This is a genomic window from Corallococcus sp. AB011P, from assembly GCF_003611605.1.
In the GTDB taxonomy this organism is placed as follows: Bacteria; Myxococcota; Myxococcia; order Myxococcales; family Myxococcaceae; genus Corallococcus; species Corallococcus coralloides.
The window spans coordinates 48,994-69,653 of the sequence record NZ_RAVX01000011.1 but is presented as its reverse complement, the minus strand read 5'-3'; the positions used below and the strand labels follow the sequence as shown (position 1 = coordinate 69,653).

Genomic DNA, 20,660 nt, shown 5'->3' with positions numbered 1-20,660 from the left:
GTCCGCTGCGGCGTCCGCGTCAGGATCTCCCGACGGTCGAGCGCATCCGCCGCACGATGTCTTCGTCGAGGTGCTGGGCTTCGACGTACCGCGGTCGCACCGCGCGCGCTGGGGCCCGGTTATCACCGCCGCCAAACGCTGGGGAACGCGGGGGCTTTCGCCCTTGCAGCGGTGGGTGCTGGACCGCCAGCTGCGCTTCGACCTGCGGCTGAGGGCGTTGATCCGGCGGCCGGAGCGGACGCTGCCGGAGCTGGCGCGCGAGGACCTCTCACGCCTCGCGGATCCGCGGCCCCTGGGCGCGGTGGGCCGGTGGCTTCCTTCCGTGCCAGGGCTGGAGGCGCAGCGGGCCTGGAACCTCGCGGTCGTGGACCTGCTCTCTGGATCCGGATGGCCCTTGCGGACCGAGGGCGCCGCCGAGGCGCTGGATGCGCTGGAGGCCCGCTGCGACGTGCTGTCGCAAGAGGCCGGAGCGGTGGGCCTGCCCCTGTGGCGCGAGCTGTGGCGGCGGCAGGTCGCCTTCAATCACGCGACCGTCCGCCTGTTGCGGCACCTCCTGGGCGCGGCCCGTCCCGCCGTGCTCTTGCCCGCTCCGGAGACGTACACGCGCGAAGCCCTGGCGCAGGAGGCCCGCGAGGTCCGCGACGCGACCGCCGCGCTGGCCCGGCTGGAGCGCCAGCCGCGGTTCAGCCTGGTCACGCCCGCCTGGGAGACGCCGGTGGACGTCCTCCGCGCATGCGTCGCGTCCGTGCGCGCGCAGGTGTACCCGCACTGGGAGCTGTGCATCGTGGACGACGGCTCGCGCTCGGCGGCGGTGGCGGACGCGCTGCGAGAGGCCGCGGCCGGCGACGCGCGGATCCGCTTCGCGCGGCTGGAGTCGAACCAGGGCATCGCCCTCGCGACCAACGCCGCGCTGGCCCTGGCCACCGGGGAGTACGTGGGCTTCCTCGACCACGACGACCTGCTGGCGCCGCACGCGTTGGCCGAGGTCGCGCTGCGGCTGGGTGAAGCGCCGGACGCGGACGTCGTCTACTCGGACGAGGACAAGGTGGACGCGCGGGGGCTGCGCTTCGCGCCCTACCTGAAGCCCGCGCTGTCCCCGGAGCTGCTGCGCGCGGTGAACTACGTGTGCCACTTCCTCGTGGTGCGTGCATCGCTGCTGCGTGAGGTGGGCGGCATCCGCCCGGGCTTCGAGGGCGCGCAGGACCACGACCTGCTCCTGCGCCTGATGGAGCGCACGCGGCGCTTCGAGCACATCCCCCGCGTGCTGTACCACTGGCGGACGCTGCCCGGCTCCACGGCCACGGACGCCAGCGCGAAGCCCGCGGCCTCCGAAGCGGGCCGCAGGGCCGTGGCGGAGCACCTGGCGCGCATGGGGGAGGGCGGCTCGGCGGAGACGGTCGCGCCAGGGCTGTACCGGATCCGCCACCCGCTCGTGGGCCGCCCCCGGGTGTCCGTGCTGCTGCCGGAAGCGCCCACCGAGGCCGAACTCGCGGCGCTCCTCGCCTTCACGGACGGCTTGGACGTGGAGGTCCGCGTCCCTGTTTCGTCCCCAGACGCTTCCTTCACCGGCGACACCATCCACGTCCAGGTGGACGCGGCCGCGACCCCGGGCGCCGTGGCGAACCGGCTGCTGCGCGAGGCCCGGGGCGAGCTCATCCTCGTCCTGGAGGCCGGTACGCTCCCGACCGGACCGGGCTGGCTGATGGAGCTCGCGTCGCAGGCCTCGCGTCCCGGTGTCGGCGTGGTGGGCGCGCGCATCGTTTCTACCGCGGGGCAGGTGCTGGAGGCCGGCTTGCGCTTCGACCCCGAGGGTCGGGTGCTGCGCCCCTTCGCGGGGCTGTTCGATCCCACGCTCGGCGCGTTCGGAGGCTCGCATTGGCCGCGCGACGTACTCGCCGTCTCCAGCGCCTGCGCGATGATCCGCCGCGAGGTCCTGGAGTCGCTCGGAGGTTGGGACGCGGCCTTCACGTCCGACGAGGCGCGGGGCGTGGACCTGTGTCTGCGCGCGGGCGAAGCCGGGCTGCGCGTCCTCTACGCACCCCACGCGCGACTCGTGCGCACCCGCTCGCGGGTTGGCGCACCCTCGGCTTTCCACGACGCCGACCGGCTGCGTGATGCGTGGGTCCGCGCGGGACGGACCGATGCCTCCGGCCATCCGCGCCTCGACTTCGTCCAGACACCGTAGAAAAGAACAGCGAACGCGCCTCCTTCCATGAGGACCGGGCGGCCTGCCAGCCTTGACGCTCCCCGGAGGGGGATGACATGGAAGACATCCGTCAAGGAGAGGGGGGCGTGCCTTGCCTGCGGCGAGGGTCGGCCTTCCGGACGCCACGAACATGCATCCACAGCTCAATCCCCTGGAACACCCCCTCTGCCTTACGCAGCCCCTGCGGCTGCTGGCCTCCTCCGCCTGGGTGGAGCACGTCCCGTTCGCGATGTTCCTGGTGGACCTGCTGCGTCCCTCGACACTGGTGGAGCTGGGCACGCACACCGGCGTGTCCTACTCCGCGTTCTGCCAGGCGGTGGACGCGCTGAAGCTGGAGACGCGCTGCCACGCGGTGGACACCTGGAAGGGTGACGCGCACGCGGGCTTCTACGGGACGGAGGTGCTCGCGGACCTGCGCGCGCACCATGACCCGCTCTACAGCCGGTTCTCCCAGCTGCACCCGATGACCTTCGATGAGGCCCTGAGCCAGTTCGCGGATGGCTCCGTCGACCTGCTCCACATCGATGGTTGCCACGAATACGAGCAAGTGAAGGCGGACTTCGAGCGCTGGCGCCCCAAGATGAGCGCGCGCGGCGTCATCCTCTTCCACGACACCCAGGTGCGCGAGCGCAACTTCGGCGTCTGGCGGCTGTGGGAGGAAATCCGGGGCCTGCATCCCTCCTTCGAGTTCGAGCACGGCTTCGGTCTGGGCGTGCTCGCCGTGGGCCCGGAGCAGCCGGAAGGGATGGTGGCCCTGACGAGCACCCGCGACGCGGAGCGCGAACACCTGCGGCAGGCCTTCGCCACGCTGGGCGGGCGCCTGACGCTCCTGCTGCACCAGCAGCACCTGCGCGACGCCTACGGACAGAAGGAACAGCAGGCCGCGGACCACGCGCGCCAGGCGCAGCAGCTCCAGACGGAGCTGGACGCCGCCCGTGAAGCGGCACGCGACACCGCGAGCACCCTGCGCGAGACCGAAGGCCGGCTCGCGCGGCTGGGCCTGGCCCAGCGGATGCTCCAGGACGAGCTGGGCCGCAAGAACGCCCGCATCCACGAACTGGATGCGCACGTGTCACGCCAGGGCTCGGAGCTGGCGCACATCAACGGCAGCCTCGCCTGGAAGGCCATCAACCGCTACTGGGCCATGCGCGAGCGCGTGCTGCCCCCCGGCACGAAGCGCGGCCACTTCTACCAGCAGAGCAAGGGCACGCTGCACAAGGTGGGCGCGAAGCTGATCCGGCTGCCCGCGAAGCAGCGCGCGCTCCAGGCGCTGCGCGCCGCCAAGGCGGCCCTCACGCCGGCCAACCCCGTCGCCCCCTCCACGGCGGTCATCGCCCCGGCCCCGAGCGCGCCGCCCGCGCCCCCGGCTCCGTGGACCGTGCCGCTGACGCAGGTCTCCCAGGCCAGCATGGGCCAACGCATCCTGATCATCGCGGAGCTGTCGCTGCCCCAGTGCAAGCGCTACCGCGTGGATCAGAAGGTCGCCATGTTCCACCGGCTCGGGTACGACGTCACCGTCGTGAACTGGCACGACCACGCGGAGTGCAAGGCCGCGCTCCAGTTCCACGGCCTGGTCATCTACTACCGCGTGCCCGCCTACCCGGCAGTGGAGGAGTTGCTGGCGGAGACCCGGCGCCTGGGACTCCCGCACTTCTTCGATGTCGACGACCTCATCTTCGACGTGGAGGAGTACGAGCGGAACTCCAACGTGCTGCGGCTGCCCGCCGCCGAGCGCGAGCTGCTGATCAACGGCGTGAGGCAATACCGCAGGGCGCTCAGCCTGAGTGCGAACGCCATCGCCAGCACGCCCACCCTCGCGAAGGAGATGGCCAAGGCCAACTCCGGCAAGGTCTACATCGTCGAGAACTGCCTGGACGACGTCATCCTGGAGGTCGCGAAGGAGATGGAGGCGCGCCCGCCCGCGGTGGAGCCGGACTGGGTCACCATCGGCTACGGCAGCGGAACGCGCACGCACGACGCCGACTTCACCATCGCCGCCGACGCCATCCTCGCGGTGATGGAGCGCCATGCGAACGTGCGCCTGGCCATCCACGGCTACCTGGAGCTGCCGGAGGGCTTCAAGCGCTTCTCCGACCGCATCTTCCGCATCCCCTTCCTGGACGCGGAAGACTACCTGCGCGCGCTCGCGTCCTGGCAGATCTCCATCGCGCCGCTGGAGCCGACGGTCTTCAACGAAGCCAAGAGCAACATCAAGTTCATCGAGGCGTCCGTCTTCCGCGTGCCCGCGGTGTGCTCCAGCACCGGGCCGTTCCGGGAGATCCTCGAGCACGGCCGCAACGGCTTCCTCGCCACCACCCGTGAGGAGTGGGAGTCCGCGCTGTCCGCGCTGGTGCAGGACGCGTCGCTGCGCAAGCGCATGGGCGAGGAGGCCCACCGCAGCGTGATGGCGCGCTACCACCCCGCGGTGGTGGCCACGGAGCGGCTCCAGCCCATCCTCCAGCACCTGCCGCCCGCGCAGCCGCCGCGCCTCAAGGTGCTGGCGGTCAACGTCCTCTTCGCGCCCTTGAGCTTCGGTGGGGCCACCATCGTCGCGGAGCAGGTGTCGGACCGGCTGAAGGCGGAGGGCTGCGACGTCACCGTGTTCACCGGCATCGTGGGCTCGACGCTGCCCGACTATTCGGTGGTGCGCTACGAGGCGATGGGCCTGCCCGTCATCGCCACCAAGGTGCCGTCCCTCACCGACCGCGCCCAGGAGTACCAGAACCCGCGCATGGGGGAGACCTTCACCCAGGTGCTCAAGACGGTGCGCCCGGACGTGGTGCACTTCCACTCCATCCAGCTCTTGAGCGCCACGCTCGCAACGGCGTGCGCCGCGGAGGGCATCCCGTACACCATCACCCTCCATGACGCGTGGTGGCTGTGCGAGCGGCAGTTCATGGTCCGCGAGGACAACTCGTACTGCGACCAGAAGGCCATCGACCTGCGCGTGTGCTCCAAGTGCATGCCGGACTCGCGCTACACCTTCAAGCGCACGTTCGCCCTGCGCAAGGTGCTGGACGGCGCGGCCCTGCTGATGACGCCCAGCGAGTTCCAGCGCCAGCTCTACCTCGCCAACGGCATCGCGCCGGAGCGCATCGTCGTGAACAAGAACGGCGTGCTGATGCCCGGCCGGGAGCGCGCCCCGCGCCCCGCGAATGCCCCCGTGCGCTTCGCCTACCTGGGCGGCCGCGCGGTGCACAAGGGGTACTTCTGGCTCAAGGACATCCTGGAGTCGGTGCCGGAGTCCAGCTGGGTCCTGAAGATGACCGACATCCAGCTGCGCCTTGGGCCTGCCGCCATCGACGCGAAGGAATGGAAGGTGAAGGGTCAGGTGGAGGTGGTGCCTCCGTACGATCAGGACGGGCTGGACGCCTTCTTCGACGGCGTGGACGTGCTGCTGATGCCCTCGCAGTGGAAGGAGAGCTTCGGGTTGGCGGTGCGCGAGGCCCTGGCCCGGAACGTGTGGGTGGTCACCACGGCGTCGGGCGGCGTCAGCGAGGACATCGTGGATGGCGTCAACGGCAACGTCCTGGCCATTGGGGACGCCGACGGCTACCGCCGCGTGCTGCGCGACCTGATGGCCCACCCGGAGCGTCTGGCGCGGTACCAGAACCCCCATCGCGCCGCCGTGCGCGACTACGTGACCCAGGCCCGCGAGCTCCACTCGCTCCTGGCCGGCCTCGTGACCCCACCCGCCGCGCGAAGCACGTCCCAGGGAACCGCCAGCGCCGCGGCCACCCACCGCTGAACCGCGGGGGTGGTGTGGTTGCTGGAAGTGACGAAGCCCCGGGCCCGGGCCTTTACGCCGGGCCGTAGTAGCGCTGGTACACCGTGGTGAGCGTCACCGCCGCGGTGAGCAGGATGAAGCCGGCGATGAGCACCGGCTTGAAGCGCGTCAGCGCGCGCGGCGCCCAGGCGGGCGGGGCCAGCGCCACCACCAGCAGCGGCGCGTAGGGCAGCAGGTAGCGGCCCTGCACCCCGTCCACGTGGTTCGCGCCCGGCGCCGTCCACGCCAGGTACAGCATGGCCTGGATGGCCAGCACGCCCGCCACCGCCACCCCCAACGCCACCGCGCGCTCGCGCCAGCCCACCTTCGGCGCGGCCCTGTCGGCGTCCAGCGCCATCACCCCGAAGAGCAGCGCGGCCAGGGCGAGGAGGGCGGAGCGGGGCACCGGCGTGTCCAGCCAGCCCAGCACGCCGCCGCCCTGGTGCAGGAAGTCCGGCAGCTTCTGCCAGAAGTCACTCACCAGCACGCCCAGCACCTGGAAGGGGTGCGCGCGCACGTGGGCCACCTGCGCCACCACCTCGCTGGGGCGGAAGATGTCCCGCACCGTGGAGGACCACGCGAACTGGAGCAGCGCGGGCACGGCGACGATGGCGGCCAGGGCCAGGGCGTAGCGGCCGCGCGTCCCCAGCCGGGTGAGCGGCAGCAGCAGGAACACCAACGTCAGCGGCAGGTAGGCCTGCTTGCACAGCGCCACGAACACCGCGCTCGCCAGCAGCAGGCCCAGCTGCTTCGCGCCCAGCGGCTCCGGGTGCGCGAAAGTGAAGTGCAGCGACAGCGCCACCAGCAGCAGGCACGCCGACATCGTGATGGGGTCCGCGGACACGGACGCGCGCTGGAAGAGCACCATGGGCGTGAGCGCCAGCAGCGCGAAGGCCCACCGCTGGAAGGGCATCAGGCGCAGCGCCACCGCGGTGAGCACCAGCGCCACCAGCATGTTGCCCAGCCGGCCCGCCCACAGCACCACCACCGGGGGCGCCTCCAACAGCCGTGCGGGCGCCATGCCCAGCGACTGCGGGAAGTAGACCAGCGGGAAGTAGATGGCGGACGCGGCGAAGCCCCACTCCTGGGTGTCCTGGGGCGCCAGCGCCGCGTGCATCGCTTCGCTCAGGCGCTGCCGGTCCTGGCGCGCCGCGGGGTTGCCGCCCACGCCCGCGGACACGTCCTGCGCCACCCGGACGATGCTGCGCGGGAGCTGCCCGCCCGCGTCACCTCCAGGAATCCGCGTGGCCGTCAGCTGCCCCTGGGAGACCTGGTACGCGCGGTAGAAGTGCGCCGGCTCGTCCGCCACCTGGAACGGGGGCGTGAGGAAGCTCAGCACCGCGCCCAGCACGGCGGCCACGACGAGGAAGGCCACGACGGGCGCGATGAAGAACGGACGCAGCGGGGACGGGGGCGGTGAAGACGGAGGCATGGAGGACGGATGGGCCCGGTGGGCCCTCAGACGGCGTGCGAGTCGCGCCGGGCTGCGACGGTGGGGGAGACGGTTTCAGGACGGGGCTGCGCAAGCGCGGCGCGCTCGGCCTCCGCGGACGTGAGCAGGGCGACCTCCTGGGCCAGCCGCTTGAGCTGCTGGCGCTGGTCGGCCACCTGGAGGCTCAGCCGGTACACCAGCCACATGAGGCACGTCAGGGCGATGAAGAAGAGGGCGGACGGGGCGTAGTAGATGCCCATGGCCGTCGCCAGCGCGTCGATGCCGTGGCGCCACAGCGACAGGCCCGCGATGGCCGCCGCCACCAGCAGCCACGCGAAGGTGTGCCGCTCGCTGGTGCGCCGGCCCCGGGCTGACCACAGGACGCTGCAGGCGAAGGCGGCCGCGAAGGCCACGCCAATGAGGCTGGAGCGAAGCATGGGCATCAGACGGGACGGACCCGCTCCATGAGCAGGGCGAAGGACACCTTCGCCATGTAGAAGGCCGACTTCCACGGCGTCAGCGAGCTGGTGCCGGTGAGGCGCGGCCGCATGCGCACCGGCACCTCCGAGATGGCGAAGCCCTGCCGCGCCGCCATCAGCACGCTCTCCGGCTCCGGGTAGTCGTGCGGGTGGACACGCGCGAAGAAGCGGATCGCCTGCGGACCGAAGCCCCGGAAGCCGGAGGTGGGGTCGGTGATGCGGTGGCGGCTCAGCGAGGACAGGAGGCTCGCCAGGAACCGGTTGCCGAAGCGGCGCAGCCACGTGGAGCGGAAGCTGGTGACGCCCGCGAAGCGGCTGCCGATGACCAGCTCCACGCCCGACTGGAGCGCCTCGCGCAGCGCGGGCACGGACGCCGGATCATGCTGGCCGTCGCCGTCCATGCGGATGACGTGGTCGTACCCGTTGCGGGACGCGAACAACAGGCCGCTGGCCTCGCCCGCGGCGACGCCCAGGTTGAAGGGATGGCTGAGCACCCGCGCCCCGCTGTCCCGCGCGCGCTGCGCAGTGGTGTCGCGGGAACCGTCGTCCACGACGAGCACGTCGAACTCCGGCAGCGCCTCGCGCAGCTCCGCCACCGTCGAGCCGATGCACTCCTCTTCGTTGAAGGCCAGCAACACGATGAGGCCCTGTCGGGTGTTCATTCAGCCCCCTCCTGCGTCTTCCGGGCCTTCTACCGTTTCCCGGCACGCGCGAACAACCCGCTACGCCCGGTTCCCACTCACCCGAGCGATGAAGATACCCGCGTCCTCCAGATTCAGGCCCCGGGCCACCGCGCCCAGCCCCTGGCCCGCCAGGGAGACGAGCGGCCGGGGGAGCCTCTTCAGGGCGTGTGCCCGGTCCGCCAGGCTGTCGGCCTCGAAGTCCAGGTCCCCGAAGGCGTCCACGAGCTCCAGGCCCACGCGCGGGAGAAAGGCCTTCATGGAGTCGTGGGTGAAGTAGCTCTCGTGCGGAGGAAAGGTGCCCGCCTGGTAGAGCTGCTCCAGCAGCCCCGACGAGGCCACGCCGGCCATGGCGCGCGAGACGCGGTAGAGCAGGCCGCTGGCCACCGGCACCTTCAGCACCACCCACTCCAGCTCGGGCGCCAGCTGGGTGACGAGGTGGCGCACCATGTCCGTCAGGTGCGCACCCGGGAAGTGCTCCACCACGTCCAGCAGCGTGAGGATGCGCGGACGGAAGGGCAGGTCCTGGAGGGGCAGGTGCCACTGTCCGCCCTCCGGGAGGGGCAGGCGCATGGCGGGGATGCCCGCGTCGCGCATCAGGTTGACGGACAGCTCGGAGATGTCCGCGCCGGACAGCTCCTGGACGCCCGCCTCGCGGCAGCCCTCCAGGAACCAGGCCCGGCCCGCACCGAAGTCCAGGAGCCGTGAGGGCTGGGGGACGTGGTGGCGCAGGCGCTCGACGATGCGCCGGGCCTGGCGCTGGCGCGTGACGCGCAGCGAGTCCATGAAGCCGCCGCTGTCATATTGCGCGTGGTAGTCGGCGGTGTTGCGCGGCGCGCGGTGGCTCGCCACGCGGTGGCCACAGTGAGCGCAGGTCTCCACGTCCAGCCGGGGCCCCTGGAAGGACGGACGGAGCGAGGGTGAATCACAGGCGGGACACGAGGGGGTGGACATATGGGGGCGGCACCCTACTGCTTCCGCGCGTCCCCCGTCACGTGTCCGCCAGTCTCCCAGTTAGGCTAGCGGCCCCGTCGCCGCGAGGGCGCACGGCGCGGCGGCTCCCTCTCGGGCTCCGGCGAGGGCTCCGGAGGGGCTGGAGGCGGGCGCGATGTCAGCTGCTCCAACTGGCGCTCCACCTCCTGGCGCCACAGGGACTGCGTGCGCGCCTGGACGCGCTGGTGCTCGTGGATGAGCGCGAGCGCGTCCAGGATGGCCTCGTTGAACTCCACCTGCCGCCGGAGCGCCTCGTTGATGAAGGGCTGGAACGCCAGCCGGAAGGCGCGCTTGGCCATCACCAGCGCGGGCCCCACCAGGGGCCGGTGGGACGAAGGCGGATCCGCGTAGCGCGCGTCGCGCTTCAGCCGCGCGCCCTCCAGGAAGGTGGGCCACGCGGTGCTGGTGGCCTGTGCCTGGGTGGCGGCGAGGCGTCGGCGCAGCGCCTCCACCTTCTCGGGCTCGGGCGTGGGCAGCCGCTCCAGGGACTCCAGCACCGCCTCCACGGTGGGGTCGTGGGTGATGAGGTCCTCAGCGCGCATGCGGATGTCCTCCCACGTCCAGCTCCCTTGCCAGCTCCGCCGCCAGCGACGTCAGGTCGCGCCCCGGGGAGAGCTCCCACAGCCTCTTCCCCAGGGCCTGTCGGACGCCGGCGTCCGGCGCGCGGCGGGGCTCCCAGACGCCCGCGACGCGCGTGTCCGCCGGCAGCCGCGACACCGTGCGCCGGGCCACCTCCTCACCGGCGCCCGCGAACAGCAACGGCCCCGGGGCGCACCGCACGCCCGTCTCCAGCGAAGAGGACGGCGGGCTGACCCCGTCCAACCCGAAGGAGGGCTCGTCCGGCGTGAAGCGCCGCACCCGCGTCACACCCTCGCGCTCATCGCGCGGGGCCAGCCGCAGGGGCAGCACCTGCCGGCGCACCGTCCACAGGCTCGCGTCCGGCAGCCGGTCCACCACCGCGCGCGCCAACCGGGACATGGGCGCATCCGGCGCGGCGTCGAAGCCCGGGCACACGACGGTGACGGCGGGCCCGACGGGCGGACGGGGAGGGGGCGCGTCCCCCTGGAGGAAGGGCATGAGCGCTTCGCGCACGCGCTGGGCCACGGACTGCTGGTCCAGGGACGCCAGGCGCTGGCGCTGCGCCTCCACCACCCGCGAGCGCAGGGCGGGGTCGCGCTCCAGCACCGCCAGGAGCCCCGCCACCTGCGACGGGTCGTCCGACAGGGTGGTGAGGCCCGCGCCGCCCATGGTCTCCGGCACCGCCGCGGCGCCGTAGGCCACCACCGGCACGCCCCGGTACATGGCCTCCAGCAGCGGCACGCCGAAGCCCTCGTGGCGGCTCATGGAGAGGTACGCGGTGGCGGAGGCGAAGCACGCGGACAGCTGGGCGGCGTCCACCCGCCCCAGGAACACCACGCGGTCCGGCCCCAGCTGCTCGCGCAGCGCCAGCACGGACGCGTCATAGGGCGCGCTGCTGTAGAGCGTCCCCGCCACCAGCAGCCGGCTCTTGGGCTGGTACAGGCGCTGGTAGGCGGTGAAGACGCGCAGCACGTCCTCCAGCCGCTTGCTGGGCACGGTGCGGCCCACGAAGAGCACGTTGGCGCACCCATCCTCCACCTGCTCGCGCAGGGCCGCGTCCGGCGGCACGTTGAAGGCGTTCCAGTCCACCGCGAAGGGCAGGACGCTCGCGTCCGGGTACCCCGCGGCGGACAGTTCCTCCACGCTGAAGTGCGAGTACGCCCAGGCGTGCGTCACGTGCTCGCGCAGCTGGAGCAGCTCATCGCGCGCCAGCATGCAGCCGCGGGCGACGTGGCGGTCCGTGCCCTCGAAGAACCGCTCGGGGGTGACGTTGTGGTACAGCAGCGCCTTGCGCCCCTTCGCCTTGGCCACCAGCGGCACCAGCCGCGACTCGAAGCTGTGGTGGACGAGCAGCGCCGTGTCCCGGCCCGCGTCGCGCGCGTAGTCGAGCGCGGGGCGCACCTCGTCGCGGCACGCCTCGTCCCACTGCTCCGCGTAGATCTCCGACGCGTACCCCCATCCGCGCAGGAGGTCGCGCAGGTAGCGCACCTGGTTGCCCACGGCGTCGCCCCAGGCCAGCCGCGGCACGAGCTGGTGGACCGCTCCGGGACTCGAGGACGCGGTCCCTCGCTTGCTGTTCCAGAGGCTCACGTTGGTCATGGCATTTACCCCTGGCCCGCACCGGCCACAAGTGGGCGCGCGCTTGCCTTGACGGGGATCCGTCCCTCCGCTACGGAGGGCGCTTTCTCCCGACGTACGAGTGGTGGCGTGTCAATGAACGTCCTGGTGACAGGGGGCTGCGGCTTCATCGGCTCCAACCTGGTGAAGTACCTCCGCCGCGAGCGGCCCGACTGGAAGATCGTCAACCTCGACAAGCTCACGTACGCGGGCAACCTCGAGACGCTCGCCGATTTGGAAGGCGACCCGCGGCACGTCTTCGTGCGCGGCGACATCGGCAACCGGGAGCTGGTGGAGCACCTCATCGTCCAGCACGGCATCGACGCGGTGATGCACCTGGCGGCCGAAAGCCACGTGGACCGCTCCATCCTGGGCCCGGAGGTGTTCATCAACACCAACGTGCTGGGCACCCAGCAGCTCCTGGAGGCCTGCCGCGCCCGGGGCGTGAAGCGCTTCCTGATGGTCTCCACCGATGAGGTCTACGGCTCGTTGGGCCCCACGGGCGCCTTCACGGAGACCTCTCCGCTCCAGCCCTCCAGCCCGTACTCCGCCTCCAAGACGTCCTCGGACCTGGTCGCGCTGGCCTACCACCACACGTTCAAGATGGACGTGGTGGTGACGCGCTGCTCGAACAACTACGGCCGCTACCAGTTCCCGGAGAAGCTCATCCCGCTGATGGTGGTGAACGCGCTGCACGACAAGCCGCTGCCCGTCTACGGCGACGGCGCCAACGTGCGCGACTGGCTCCACGTGGAGGACCACTGCCAGGGCCTGCTGGTGGCGCTGGAGAAGGGCCGCGCGGGCGAGGTCTACAACATCGGCGGCGGCTCCGAGCGGCGCAACATCGAGATCGTCAAGGGCATCCTGGGCCTGCTGAAGAAGCCCGAGTCGCTCATCCAGTACGTGGCGGACCGCCCCGGCCATGACCGCCGCTACGCCATCGACCCCACGAAGATCCGCACGGAGCTGGGCTGGAAGGCGAAGCACACCTTCGAGCAGGGGCTGGCGGACACGGTGACCTGGTACGTGGAGAACCGCGCCTGGTGGGAGCGGGTGACCAGCGGCGCCTACCGCCAGTACTTCGACACCCAGTACAAGGCCCGTCTGCAGGGGCGGGGTTAGCACCATGCGCTTTCTCGTCACGGGGGCCAACGGTCTGGTGGGCAGCCGCGTCTGCGCGCAGCTGACCGAGCGCGGACATGAAGTCGTGGGCCTGGGGCGCGGTCCCCGGCGCACGGGCGGCACGCACGGCTACGTGGAGGTGGACCTCACGCGCGAGCAGGACGTGGCCGCCGCCATCGCCCAGGCCCGTCCGGAGGCCATCATCCACCCCGCCTCCATGACGGAGGTGGACGCGTGTGAGAAGGACCCGGACGCGGCCTACGCGGCGAACGTCCACGCCACGGCGGCGGTGGCCCGGGCGGCGAAGCTCGCGGGCGCGCACCTGGTGCACGTCTCCACGGACTACGTCTTCGACGGGGACGCGGGGCCGTACTCCGAGGACGCGCTGCCCAACCCCCGCGGCGTGTACGCGCTGACGAAGCACATGGCGGAGCAGGCGGCGCGCGTCTTCGCGCCGGGCTGTGCCATCGCGCGCACGGCGGTGGTGTATGGCTGGCCCGCGGCGGGGCGTCCCAACTTCGGGGCCTGGCTGGTGGGGGCGCTGGAGAAGGGCCAGCCGGTGAAGCTCTTCGAGGACCAGGTGGTGTCCCCCAGCTTCGCGGACAGCGTGGCCGCCATGCTGGTGGAGCTGGGTGAGCGCCGGCTCGGCGGGGTGTGGAACACCTGCGGCGGCACGGTCATCGACCGGGTGGGCTTCGGACGGGCGCTCTGCGAGGTGTTCGGCTTCGACGCGTCGCTGATTACGCCCACGCGGATGGCGGACCTGAAGCTGGCCAGCCCCCGTCCGCTGCGCAGCGGCCTCAAGACGGACAAGGTGCGCACGGAGCTGAAGGCCCAGCCGCTGGAGCTGGCGGAGTCGCTGGCGCGCTTCCACGCGGCCTGGAAGGCGCACCGCGCCGGGTGAGCATCGAGCGCGTGGCGGCAGGGCCGCGCGCATCCGTTTCGCGGCCGGGCCGTGGAACACAGGGGAGAACGCATGAAGGGAATCGTTCTGGCCGGGGGGTCGGGCACGCGCCTGTACCCGCTGACGCGCGTGGTGAGCAAGCAGCTGTTGCCCGTCTACGACAAGCCGATGATCTACTACCCGCTGACGACGCTGATGCTGGCGGGCATCCGGGAGATCCTCATCATCTCCACGCCGCAGGACCTGCCGCGCTTCCGCGAGCTGTTGGGCGACGGAGAGCAGTGGGGCGTGCGCTTCCAGTACGCCGAGCAGCCGCGCCCGGAGGGACTGGCGCAGGCGTTCGTCATCGGCCGGGACTTCGTGGGCAAGGACCCCGTGTCGCTCATCCTGGGTGACAACATCTTCTACGGCCACGGCATGGGGGAGCTCACCCAGCGCGCGTCGAAGCGCACGCAGGGCGCCACGGTGTTCGGCTACTACGTGAAGGATCCGGAGCGCTACGGCGTGGTGGAGCTCAACGCCCAGCACAAGGCCGTCAGCATCGAGGAGAAGCCGGCGAAGCCCAAGTCGCACTACGCCGTCACCGGCCTGTACTTCTACGACAACCAGGTCATCGACATCGCGGCGAACCTCAAGCCGGGCAAGCGCGGCGAGTACGAGATCACCGACGTCAACGCGGAGTACCTGCGCCGCGGCCAGCTCAACGTGGAGCTGATGGGACGCGGCTACGCGTGGCTGGACACCGGCACGCACGAGTCGCTGATGCAGGCCTCCAACTACATCGAGATCATCGAGCGCCGTCAGGGCCTCAAGGTGGCCTGTCCGGAGGAGATCGCCTTCCGCATGGGCTACATCGACGAGCAGCGGCTGACGGCGCTGGCGGAGCCCATGCGCAAGAACGAGTACGGCCAGTACCTGCTGGACCTGCTGGAGAAGCGGGGGGCGGTGTCGTGAAGGTCACCCCGCTGGAGATTCCGGACGTCCTGCTCATCGAGCCGAAGGTGTTCGGCGACGACCGGGGCTTCTTCCTCGAGTCCTTCCACGCGAAGCGCTACGCGGACGTGGGGGTGGTCGGCCCGTTCGTGCAGGACAACCTGTCGCGCTCGGTGAAGGGCACGCTGCGAGGGCTGCACTTCCAGGAGCCGAACGCGCAGGGCAAGCTGGTGCAGTGCCTGGCGGGCGCGGTGTGGGACGTGGCGGTGGACATCCGCAAGGGGTCGCCCACGTTCGGCCGCTGGGTGGCCGCGGAGCTGACGGGCGAGAACAAGCACCAGCTCTGGGTGCCCCCGGGCTTCGCGCACGGGTTCTGCGTGGTGAGCGACTCGGCGGACTTCTTCTACAAGTGCACCGCGCTGTACTCCCCGGAGTCCGAGCGGAGTGTCGTCTGGGATGATCCGGACCTGGCCATTCCCTGGCCCGTGAAGGAGCCCCTGCTTTCGCCGAAGGATCAGCGCGCGCCCCGGCTGAAGGACGCGCCCGTGCTGCCCGTTTTCTAACGCGAGGGGCGGCCGGGCAGGCGTGGCGCGGGGGCTTGTCATTCCCCGCCCCCTGCGCGGTGAGCAGGCAGGGGAGCGGGCAACGTCCCGGAGGAGGAAGCCAGCCGGGGGATGGAATGCCCAATCTCCTCCAAGGAGGAGACGCATGGTCCTGCCCGGCAGGGGAATGAGTTGGAAGGATTTCTTCAAGTCCCTCAAGGACGAGTGGGGGCGCGACAACGTGGGCAACGTCGCGGGCGCGCTGACGTTCTCCGCCATCATGGCGCTGTTCCCGTTCCTGCTGTTCCTCGTGTCACTGGCCGGTGTGCTGATTGATCCGCACCAGGCGCAGCAGCTCATCCAGGAGCTGTCGAAGGTGGCGCCCCAGGAGGTGACGAAGATCCTGGGCGAGCGGCTGGAGGCGCTGGCGAGCAGCAATCCGGTGGGGTTGCTGACGATCGGTGGCGTGGGCGCCATCTGGGCGGCCTCCGGCGGTGTGGTGGCGCTGATGGACGCGCTCAACACGGTCTACGGCGTGACGGAGAAGCGCCCGTTCTGGAAGAAGCGCGGCCTCGCGCTACTGACGACGCTGGGGACGGCGGTGACGGTGGTGCTGGCGGCCCTCGTCGCCATCGTGACGCCGGCGATCGCGAACAGGCTGGGCGAGCCGTTCACCAGCATCGTGCTGTGGCTGCGCATGCCGGTGGCGGGCCTGCTGATGATGCTGCTGCTGGCGGTGCTGTACTACGTGCTGCCGGACGTGAAGCAGAAGTTCAAGTTCATCACGCCGGGGTCGGTGGTGAGCGTGGTCATCTGGGTGATCGCCTCGTGGGGGTTCTCGAAGTACGTGGCGAACTTCGGCTCGTACGACGTGAACTACGGCGCCATCGGCGGCGTCATCGTGATGCTGCTGTGGATGCAGATCTCCTGCATGGTCGTGCTGCTGGGCGCGGAGATCAACGGCATCCTCGAGCACAAGTCGCCGGACGGGAAGGCGCCGGGTTCGCGTGATCCGGACGCGCCGGGACCGAACGTGACGAAGACGGAGGCGGAAGAGGAGGGCGCGAACCTCCCCGGCGCCACGGACTTCCGTCCGGTTCCGCCCCAGCCGCGGTACGAGAGCCGACCGGTGGCGCTGAGCAAGACGCCGCTGGCCGCCGCGGCGAAGTGGGTCGCGGGCGTGGGCCTGGGTGTGTTCCTGATGCGCCGCAAGTCCACGGCGCGGTAGGCCGGGCAGACAGGGCGTTCAACGGCGGGCGGTCCTCGAAAGGGGGCCGCCCGTCGTCATTTTCACGGCAGCGGTGAGGTGACGTAGTCCGTCCCGTCGGAGTGGCAGCCGTGGCAGGTCGAGTGGGCGCGGCCGTAGTAGTTCCGGGTGTAGTCGGGGCCGAAGCCCTCGAAGAAGAGCCAGGTGTCCTTGCCGGGTCCTTCCGCGACCTTCACGTCCAGCGCGTGGCCCCGGAGCGTCTTCCCGTCGTCCTCGAAGAGCTCCTTCACCAGGATGCTGCCCACGGGGTGCGTGGCATTGCCGTCGCGAAGCGACTGCGCGACGACGTCGTTGAAGAACACGCGGACCTTGCTGCCGTGGGGAGCGCGCGTGTCGTGGACCGAGGGCTCCGCGAGCCAGGAGGTGTACTGGCCCGAGCGGACGAAGGCCGTGATGCCCTTCTCGGAGGTGTCGATGCCCTGGAGGACGCCGAGCCCCTCGTCCACGGAGGAGGAGGGACCACAGGCGGCGAACAGGGCCATGAGCGGCAGGAGGTGGGCGCGCATGGTCAGGACTACGCCAGGGGCGCGACGGCGGTTACAGCCGGGCCCGGCTCATTGCGGCGCGTAGTTGTGGCTCAGGTCGAAGACGAGCGTCTTCACGATGGGCGGGATGGAGAGCTCGATGCGGCCCAGGTTCAGGTCCGCGCGGGTGACCTGGTAGGAGAGGCCGCCGAACTCGTCATCGAAGGTGAAGTCGTCGTTGTCGAAGATGGAGATTTCGAGCGGGTAGCGCAGGAGGTTGGAGGTGATGACCTGGCAGCCGCCGGAGCGCCATTCGGGGTCCCAGCTCTCGTCCTCGGGGGTGCGGGAGCGCTCGGGAGCGGAGGGACACTTCATCTCCACGACGACGTCCGGCGGGGAGCCGTCGGAGTCCCAGTCCTCGCCCGTGTCCGGGTCGACGTCCGCGATGACGGCCCGCCGGGGCTGCACGTAGGTGCGCATCACGCCCGCGTAGCAGGCGCGCTGGTCGAGCCGGCAGACACTGCCTTCCGCGCACGCTTCACAGGTGCCGCCATTGGGGCCGCATTCCGAGTCACTCCGGTAGCGGATGCACTCATTGAGCGCGGAGCAGCAGCCGTCCGCGCAGTTCTCCGCGGTGCAGTCGTAGGGACCGCAGGCGGGAAGCCACAGCGCGCACAGCAGGACGAACATCCAACAGCCGATGACTTTCATGAGGGCGGTGAACGCTACCCGCTTCAGGTCCGTCCGTCCCGAGCGTTGCGCGCGACGGCCTTCTCATAGGCGACCTGAAGCTCCCGGAACACCGAGCGGGAAGGGCGCTGCGCGTCCAGGTGCAGGTGGCGCAGCTCCTCCATGAACGCATCCCAGAGCGGCGGGCCGCCCTTCTCCAGCAGCTCCGCGCGCACCGACAGCTCCTCGCTCACCTCCGTGTGCCGGCGGCCCCAGGCACCCATGTGCGCGAGCAGGGGAACCAATTGGATGGACGCCTCCGTGAGGCTGTAGACGCCTTTCTGCTGGTGCTTCGGATCCGGGCGCCGCGACAGCAGGCCGGACGCGGTCAGGCGCTTGAGCCGGTCCGCGAGGATGTTGGAGGCGATGCCTTCTTCGCTCTGGGAGAGCAGGTCGCCGTAGCTGCGCCGGTTCCCGAACATGACGTCGCGGATGACGATCAGGCTCCAACGGTCGCCGAGCTGTTCGAGCGTCAGGTTGATGGGGCAGCCGGAGCGTCCCGTCTGCGGCATGGCCGTTCTCCGGGAATTGATACTTGCAGTATGCAAGGGGTCTAAATACGGTTCAACCCATTGCGAAACGCAAGTGGTCGAAAGGGAAGGTCCGACGATGTCGCTCGCGGTCTACGGTCACTATTTCTCCTCGTACACGCAGAAGGTGCTCATCGCGCTGTATGAGAATGGCACGCCCTTCGAGTTTCGAAGCATCAGCCCGGAGACGCCGGAGCACTCAGCCGAATGGCTGCGCCGCTGGCCGCTGCGCAAGTTCCCGCTGCTGGTGGACGGTGACCATCAGGTCGTCGAGACGAGCATCATCATCGAGTATCTCCAGCTGAAGCATCCCGGCCCGGTGCGCCTGCTGCCCGAGGATCCGATGGCAGCGCTGGACGTACGGTTCCTCGACCGCTTCTTCGACCTGCACGTCATGAACATGGTCCAGCACGCCGTGAACGGAGCGCTGACGGGGGACCCGGTGAAGCGCCAGGACGGGATGACGCTGGCGGTGGAGAAGCTGGAGCGCGCCTACGGCTGGATTGAAGGGCAGCTGGGGGGCCGGACCTGGGCCGCGGGCAACGACTTCACGCTGGCGGACTGTGCGGCGGCGCCGTCGCTGTTCTACGCGGACTGGACGCACCGGATCCCCGAGTCGTGTCCCCAGCTGCGCGCCTATCGCGCGAGGTTGCTCGCGCGTCCGTCCGTTGCCCGCGCGGTGGACGGGGGACGGCCGTACCGGCCGCTCTTCCCGCTGGGAGCGCCGGATCGGGATTGAGAGCAGGTCAAGGCCGCGGGGGCGTGGAGACCGCGGCCATGATGTACCGGGGCAGGAGCTCCTCGCGGAACTTCCGCCAGAGGGCGACGTGGTTGTAGTTGCCCGCGGTGAACAGCACGGCGAGGTCCAGCTCCGGGACGACCATCACCAGCTGGCCCCCGTTGCCGCTGGCTTCGTACTGTGAATACACACGGTCGCCGACGCGAAGCTCATGGCGCCACCACGTGTAGCCATAGGTTCGTCCGTCCGGCATCGTCGCCTGGTTCGCGATGGAGCGTTCCACCCAGCGCTGGCTGACCACGCGCTTTCCGTTCCAAGTGCCACCGGAGAGGTAGAGCTGCCCGAGCTTCAGGGCATCGCGAGGGCGCATGTAGATGCCGCCGCCCAGGTACTGCTCGCCATCGGGCATGAGGTCCAGGTGGTAGCCGCGCATCTGGAGGGGCGTGGCGACGTTCTGGGTGAAGAACTCGGGGATCCAGGTGCGGGTGGTGTTGCGAAGGACGCCGCCGAGCAGGTTGATGTTCGCGGAGCAGTACACGGCCTTCCCACCGCCGGGAGCGCGGACCATGGGGAGGTCCAGCGTGTACTTGTACCAATCCGGCACGGAGTCCTCGAGCCGGTCCTCGTTGCCGGGTGAGTCCGGATCATCGTCGTCACAAGCCAGGCCTGTCGCCATGGTCATCAGGTGCGCGACGGTGAGCTTGCGCTTGCGCGCGTCCAGGTTGGAGACCTTGCCCTTGTACTCAGGGAAGAGGGACGCGACGGGTGTGTCCACGGTGAAGGGGGCACCCTGGTCCAGGGCGATGCCAATCAGCAGGGACGCGTAGGACTTGGAGGAGGACCGCAGGTCGTGGGGACGCTCCTTGTCGAAGCCCTGGAAGTACTCTTCGACGATGAGCTTGCCGTGACGCGCGATGAGCAGGCCCTGGATGGCGGGCACTGACTCCTGGCTCGGTTCCTGGTCGAGGATGCGCTGCACGAGCTGCTGGAGCGGTTGGACGTCCATGCCGACGTCGGAGGGGGATGCCGTGGTCCAGCCGTCGTCCTCCGCGATGGGCTTCTGGTAGGCGTAGGGGCCGCGAGCAGGCGTGCGGGAGTAGAGGCCCACAACCTGGGACCGGTCCCGGCGGGTGAAGTCAAACGTCGTGTCGAAGGGAGGGTAGGGGAGGGACAGCCGTCCAGACTGCGCGTCGAACGTGCCCTCGATCTGGGTGTCGCCCTTGGTGGACGTGAGCCGGACCGTGCGGTCCTGGAGCTCCACGCGGAACAGCATCCGGTTGCCGAAGTTCCGCTCCGGATTGCGGATGAACGCTGTCACGGAGCCGTCAGGCTGCTTCTGGACGACGAGGTACAGCGAGAACCGGTCCTCCAGCGGCGCCACGACTCCGCGCCACACACCCGGCTGAAGCGTGCGCAGTTCGACGGGAGTGGCGAACTTCATGCCGCTCATGAGCACGCGCGGCTGGATCCAGTGGCCGGTGATGCTCTGGCCGTTCTCCGCCAACGTCGCTCGGAGTTCGCCTCCTGGGAAGACGACGGACACCTTCCGGCCCTCAACCCGGGCAGGAACATCGAATCCGGCGATGCTCGCGCGCCAGGAGTTCCCAGCCCGCACCAATGTCAGCTCTCCCCGAACCTGAGGCCCGAGGACGCGCTCACTGCCCCAGATGCCCACCAA

At 70.4% G+C, this 20,660-nt stretch carries 18 protein-coding genes; 8 read left to right on the top strand and 10 right to left on the bottom strand.

The features are described 5' to 3' along the window. Positions 1-163: 163 nt before the first annotated feature. Entirely contained in the window at positions 164-2,185 is a 2,022-nt protein-coding gene (locus D7X30_RS25505) for a glycosyltransferase (RefSeq protein WP_147443301.1), read from the top strand. 151 nt (positions 2,186-2,336) lie between these two features. After that, on the top strand, positions 2,337-5,954 hold the full coding sequence (locus D7X30_RS25500) for a class I SAM-dependent methyltransferase (RefSeq protein ID WP_147443300.1): 3,618 nt from the start codon (positions 2,337-2,339) through the stop codon (positions 5,952-5,954). 52 nt (positions 5,955-6,006) lie between these two features. On the opposite strand, the gene D7X30_RS25495 is transcribed toward D7X30_RS25500, so the two are convergent. The 6 genes from D7X30_RS25495 to D7X30_RS25470 all read right to left on the bottom strand — a co-directional run bounded on the left by D7X30_RS25495 (position 6,007) and on the right by D7X30_RS25470 (position 11,734). Beyond that, positions 6,007-7,404: a DUF2142 domain-containing protein gene (locus D7X30_RS25495; RefSeq protein WP_120565569.1), complete on the bottom strand. Its 1,398-nt coding sequence runs from the start codon at positions 7,402-7,404 to the stop codon at positions 6,007-6,009. A gap of 26 nt (positions 7,405-7,430) precedes the next feature. Next, positions 7,431-7,847: a DUF2304 domain-containing protein gene (locus D7X30_RS25490; RefSeq protein WP_233591783.1), complete on the bottom strand. Its 417-nt coding sequence runs from the start codon at positions 7,845-7,847 to the stop codon at positions 7,431-7,433. Next, positions 7,847-8,545 carry a glycosyltransferase family 2 protein gene (locus tag D7X30_RS25485; protein ID WP_120565568.1) on the bottom strand — a complete coding sequence of 233 codons (699 nt, stop codon included), beginning with the start codon at positions 8,543-8,545 and terminating at the stop codon, positions 7,847-7,849. Before D7X30_RS25485 ends, D7X30_RS25490 begins: the two co-directional genes overlap by 1 nt. Positions 8,546-8,605: 60 nt before the next feature. Next, positions 8,606-9,517 carry a bifunctional 2-polyprenyl-6-hydroxyphenol methylase/3-demethylubiquinol 3-O-methyltransferase UbiG gene (locus tag D7X30_RS25480; protein ID WP_120565567.1) on the bottom strand — a complete coding sequence of 304 codons (912 nt, stop codon included), beginning with the start codon at positions 9,515-9,517 and terminating at the stop codon, positions 8,606-8,608. A gap of 65 nt (positions 9,518-9,582) precedes the next feature. After that, complete coding sequence (locus D7X30_RS25475) at positions 9,583-10,098, bottom strand: hypothetical protein (RefSeq protein WP_120565566.1); 516 nt, start codon at positions 10,096-10,098, stop codon at positions 9,583-9,585. Continuing rightward, positions 10,088-11,734 (bottom strand): glycosyltransferase, encoded by a 1,647-nt coding sequence (locus tag D7X30_RS25470; protein ID WP_120565565.1) that lies wholly within the window; start codon positions 11,732-11,734, stop codon positions 10,088-10,090. The genes D7X30_RS25475 and D7X30_RS25470 overlap by 11 nt, the downstream gene beginning before the upstream one ends. Before the next feature lie 114 nt (positions 11,735-11,848). Between D7X30_RS25470 and rfbB the strand changes: the two genes are divergently transcribed. The 5 genes from rfbB (at position 11,849) to D7X30_RS25445 (ending at position 16,481) form a co-directional block, all read left to right on the top strand. Further along, entirely contained in the window at positions 11,849-12,874 is a 1,026-nt protein-coding gene (gene rfbB / locus D7X30_RS25465; protein WP_120565564.1) for a dTDP-glucose 4,6-dehydratase, read from the top strand. A gap of 4 nt (positions 12,875-12,878) precedes the next feature. Continuing rightward, positions 12,879-13,778, top strand: a complete 900-nt coding sequence (locus tag D7X30_RS25460; protein WP_120565563.1) for an SDR family oxidoreductase — start codon at positions 12,879-12,881, stop codon at positions 13,776-13,778. 72 nt (positions 13,779-13,850) lie between these two features. Then, positions 13,851-14,732 (top strand): glucose-1-phosphate thymidylyltransferase RfbA, encoded by an 882-nt coding sequence (gene rfbA / locus D7X30_RS25455; protein WP_120565562.1) that lies wholly within the window; start codon positions 13,851-13,853, stop codon positions 14,730-14,732. Then, complete coding sequence (gene rfbC, locus D7X30_RS25450; RefSeq protein ID WP_120565561.1) at positions 14,729-15,274, top strand: dTDP-4-dehydrorhamnose 3,5-epimerase; 546 nt, start codon at positions 14,729-14,731, stop codon at positions 15,272-15,274. Before rfbA ends, rfbC begins: the two co-directional genes overlap by 4 nt. Before the next feature lie 145 nt (positions 15,275-15,419). Next, complete coding sequence (locus tag D7X30_RS25445) at positions 15,420-16,481, top strand: YihY/virulence factor BrkB family protein (protein WP_120565560.1); 1,062 nt, start codon at positions 15,420-15,422, stop codon at positions 16,479-16,481. A 62-nt stretch (positions 16,482-16,543) separates the two neighbouring features. On the opposite strand, the gene D7X30_RS25440 is transcribed toward D7X30_RS25445, so the two are convergent. From D7X30_RS25440 to D7X30_RS25430, 3 genes are read right to left on the bottom strand one after another with little or no spacing between them, the layout of a single operon-like run. Then, on the bottom strand, positions 16,544-17,026 hold the full coding sequence (locus D7X30_RS25440; protein ID WP_120565559.1) for a hypothetical protein: 483 nt from the start codon (positions 17,024-17,026) through the stop codon (positions 16,544-16,546). A gap of 48 nt (positions 17,027-17,074) precedes the next feature. Further along, positions 17,075-17,674, bottom strand: coding sequence for a hypothetical protein (locus D7X30_RS25435; RefSeq protein ID WP_120565558.1), 600 nt, complete (start codon positions 17,672-17,674; stop codon positions 17,075-17,077). Positions 17,675-17,718: 44 nt separating this feature from the next. Then, entirely contained in the window at positions 17,719-18,225 is a 507-nt protein-coding gene (locus D7X30_RS25430) for a helix-turn-helix domain-containing protein (RefSeq protein WP_120565557.1), read from the bottom strand. 97 nt (positions 18,226-18,322) lie between these two features. Here D7X30_RS25430 and D7X30_RS25425 point away from each other — a divergent pair, with 97 nt between their 5' ends. Next, positions 18,323-18,982: a glutathione S-transferase family protein gene (locus tag D7X30_RS25425; RefSeq protein ID WP_120565556.1), complete on the top strand. Its 660-nt coding sequence runs from the start codon at positions 18,323-18,325 to the stop codon at positions 18,980-18,982. Positions 18,983-18,989: 7 nt separating this feature from the next. Here D7X30_RS25425 and D7X30_RS25420 read toward each other — a convergent pair whose 3' ends face one another. Beyond that, entirely contained in the window at positions 18,990-20,525 is a 1,536-nt protein-coding gene (locus D7X30_RS25420) for a serine hydrolase (protein ID WP_233591781.1), read from the bottom strand. Between the last annotated feature and the right edge of the window lie 135 nt (positions 20,526-20,660).

What these genes read in the sequence shown, in the direction of transcription:
- D7X30_RS25500 (WP_147443300.1), top strand. Translation starts at nt 2,337, where the DNA reads ATGCATCCACAGCTCAATCCCCTGGAACACCCCCTCTGCCTTACGCAG.
- D7X30_RS25495 (WP_120565569.1), bottom strand. Translation starts at nt 7,404, where the DNA reads ATGCCTCCGTCTTCACCGCCCCCGTCCCCGCTGCGTCCGTTCTTCATC.
- D7X30_RS25490 (WP_233591783.1), bottom strand. Translation starts at nt 7,847, where the DNA reads ATGCCCATGCTTCGCTCCAGCCTCATTGGCGTGGCCTTCGCGGCCGCC.
- D7X30_RS25485 (WP_120565568.1), bottom strand. Translation starts at nt 8,545, where the DNA reads ATGAACACCCGACAGGGCCTCATCGTGTTGCTGGCCTTCAACGAAGAG.
- D7X30_RS25480 (WP_120565567.1), bottom strand. Translation starts at nt 9,517, where the DNA reads ATGTCCACCCCCTCGTGTCCCGCCTGTGATTCACCCTCGCTCCGTCCG.
- D7X30_RS25475 (WP_120565566.1), bottom strand. Translation starts at nt 10,098, where the DNA reads ATGCGCGCTGAGGACCTCATCACCCACGACCCCACCGTGGAGGCGGTG.
- D7X30_RS25470 (WP_120565565.1), bottom strand. Translation starts at nt 11,734, where the DNA reads ATGACCAACGTGAGCCTCTGGAACAGCAAGCGAGGGACCGCGTCCTCG.
- rfbB (WP_120565564.1), top strand. Translation starts at nt 11,849, where the DNA reads ATGAACGTCCTGGTGACAGGGGGCTGCGGCTTCATCGGCTCCAACCTG.
- D7X30_RS25460 (WP_120565563.1), top strand. Translation starts at nt 12,879, where the DNA reads ATGCGCTTTCTCGTCACGGGGGCCAACGGTCTGGTGGGCAGCCGCGTC.
- rfbA (WP_120565562.1), top strand. Translation starts at nt 13,851, where the DNA reads ATGAAGGGAATCGTTCTGGCCGGGGGGTCGGGCACGCGCCTGTACCCG.
- D7X30_RS25445 (WP_120565560.1), top strand. Translation starts at nt 15,420, where the DNA reads ATGGTCCTGCCCGGCAGGGGAATGAGTTGGAAGGATTTCTTCAAGTCC.
- D7X30_RS25440 (WP_120565559.1), bottom strand. Translation starts at nt 17,026, where the DNA reads ATGCGCGCCCACCTCCTGCCGCTCATGGCCCTGTTCGCCGCCTGTGGT.
- D7X30_RS25435 (WP_120565558.1), bottom strand. Translation starts at nt 17,674, where the DNA reads ATGTTCGTCCTGCTGTGCGCGCTGTGGCTTCCCGCCTGCGGTCCCTAC.
- D7X30_RS25430 (WP_120565557.1), bottom strand. Translation starts at nt 18,225, where the DNA reads ATGCCGCAGACGGGACGCTCCGGCTGCCCCATCAACCTGACGCTCGAA.
- D7X30_RS25425 (WP_120565556.1), top strand. Translation starts at nt 18,323, where the DNA reads ATGTCGCTCGCGGTCTACGGTCACTATTTCTCCTCGTACACGCAGAAG.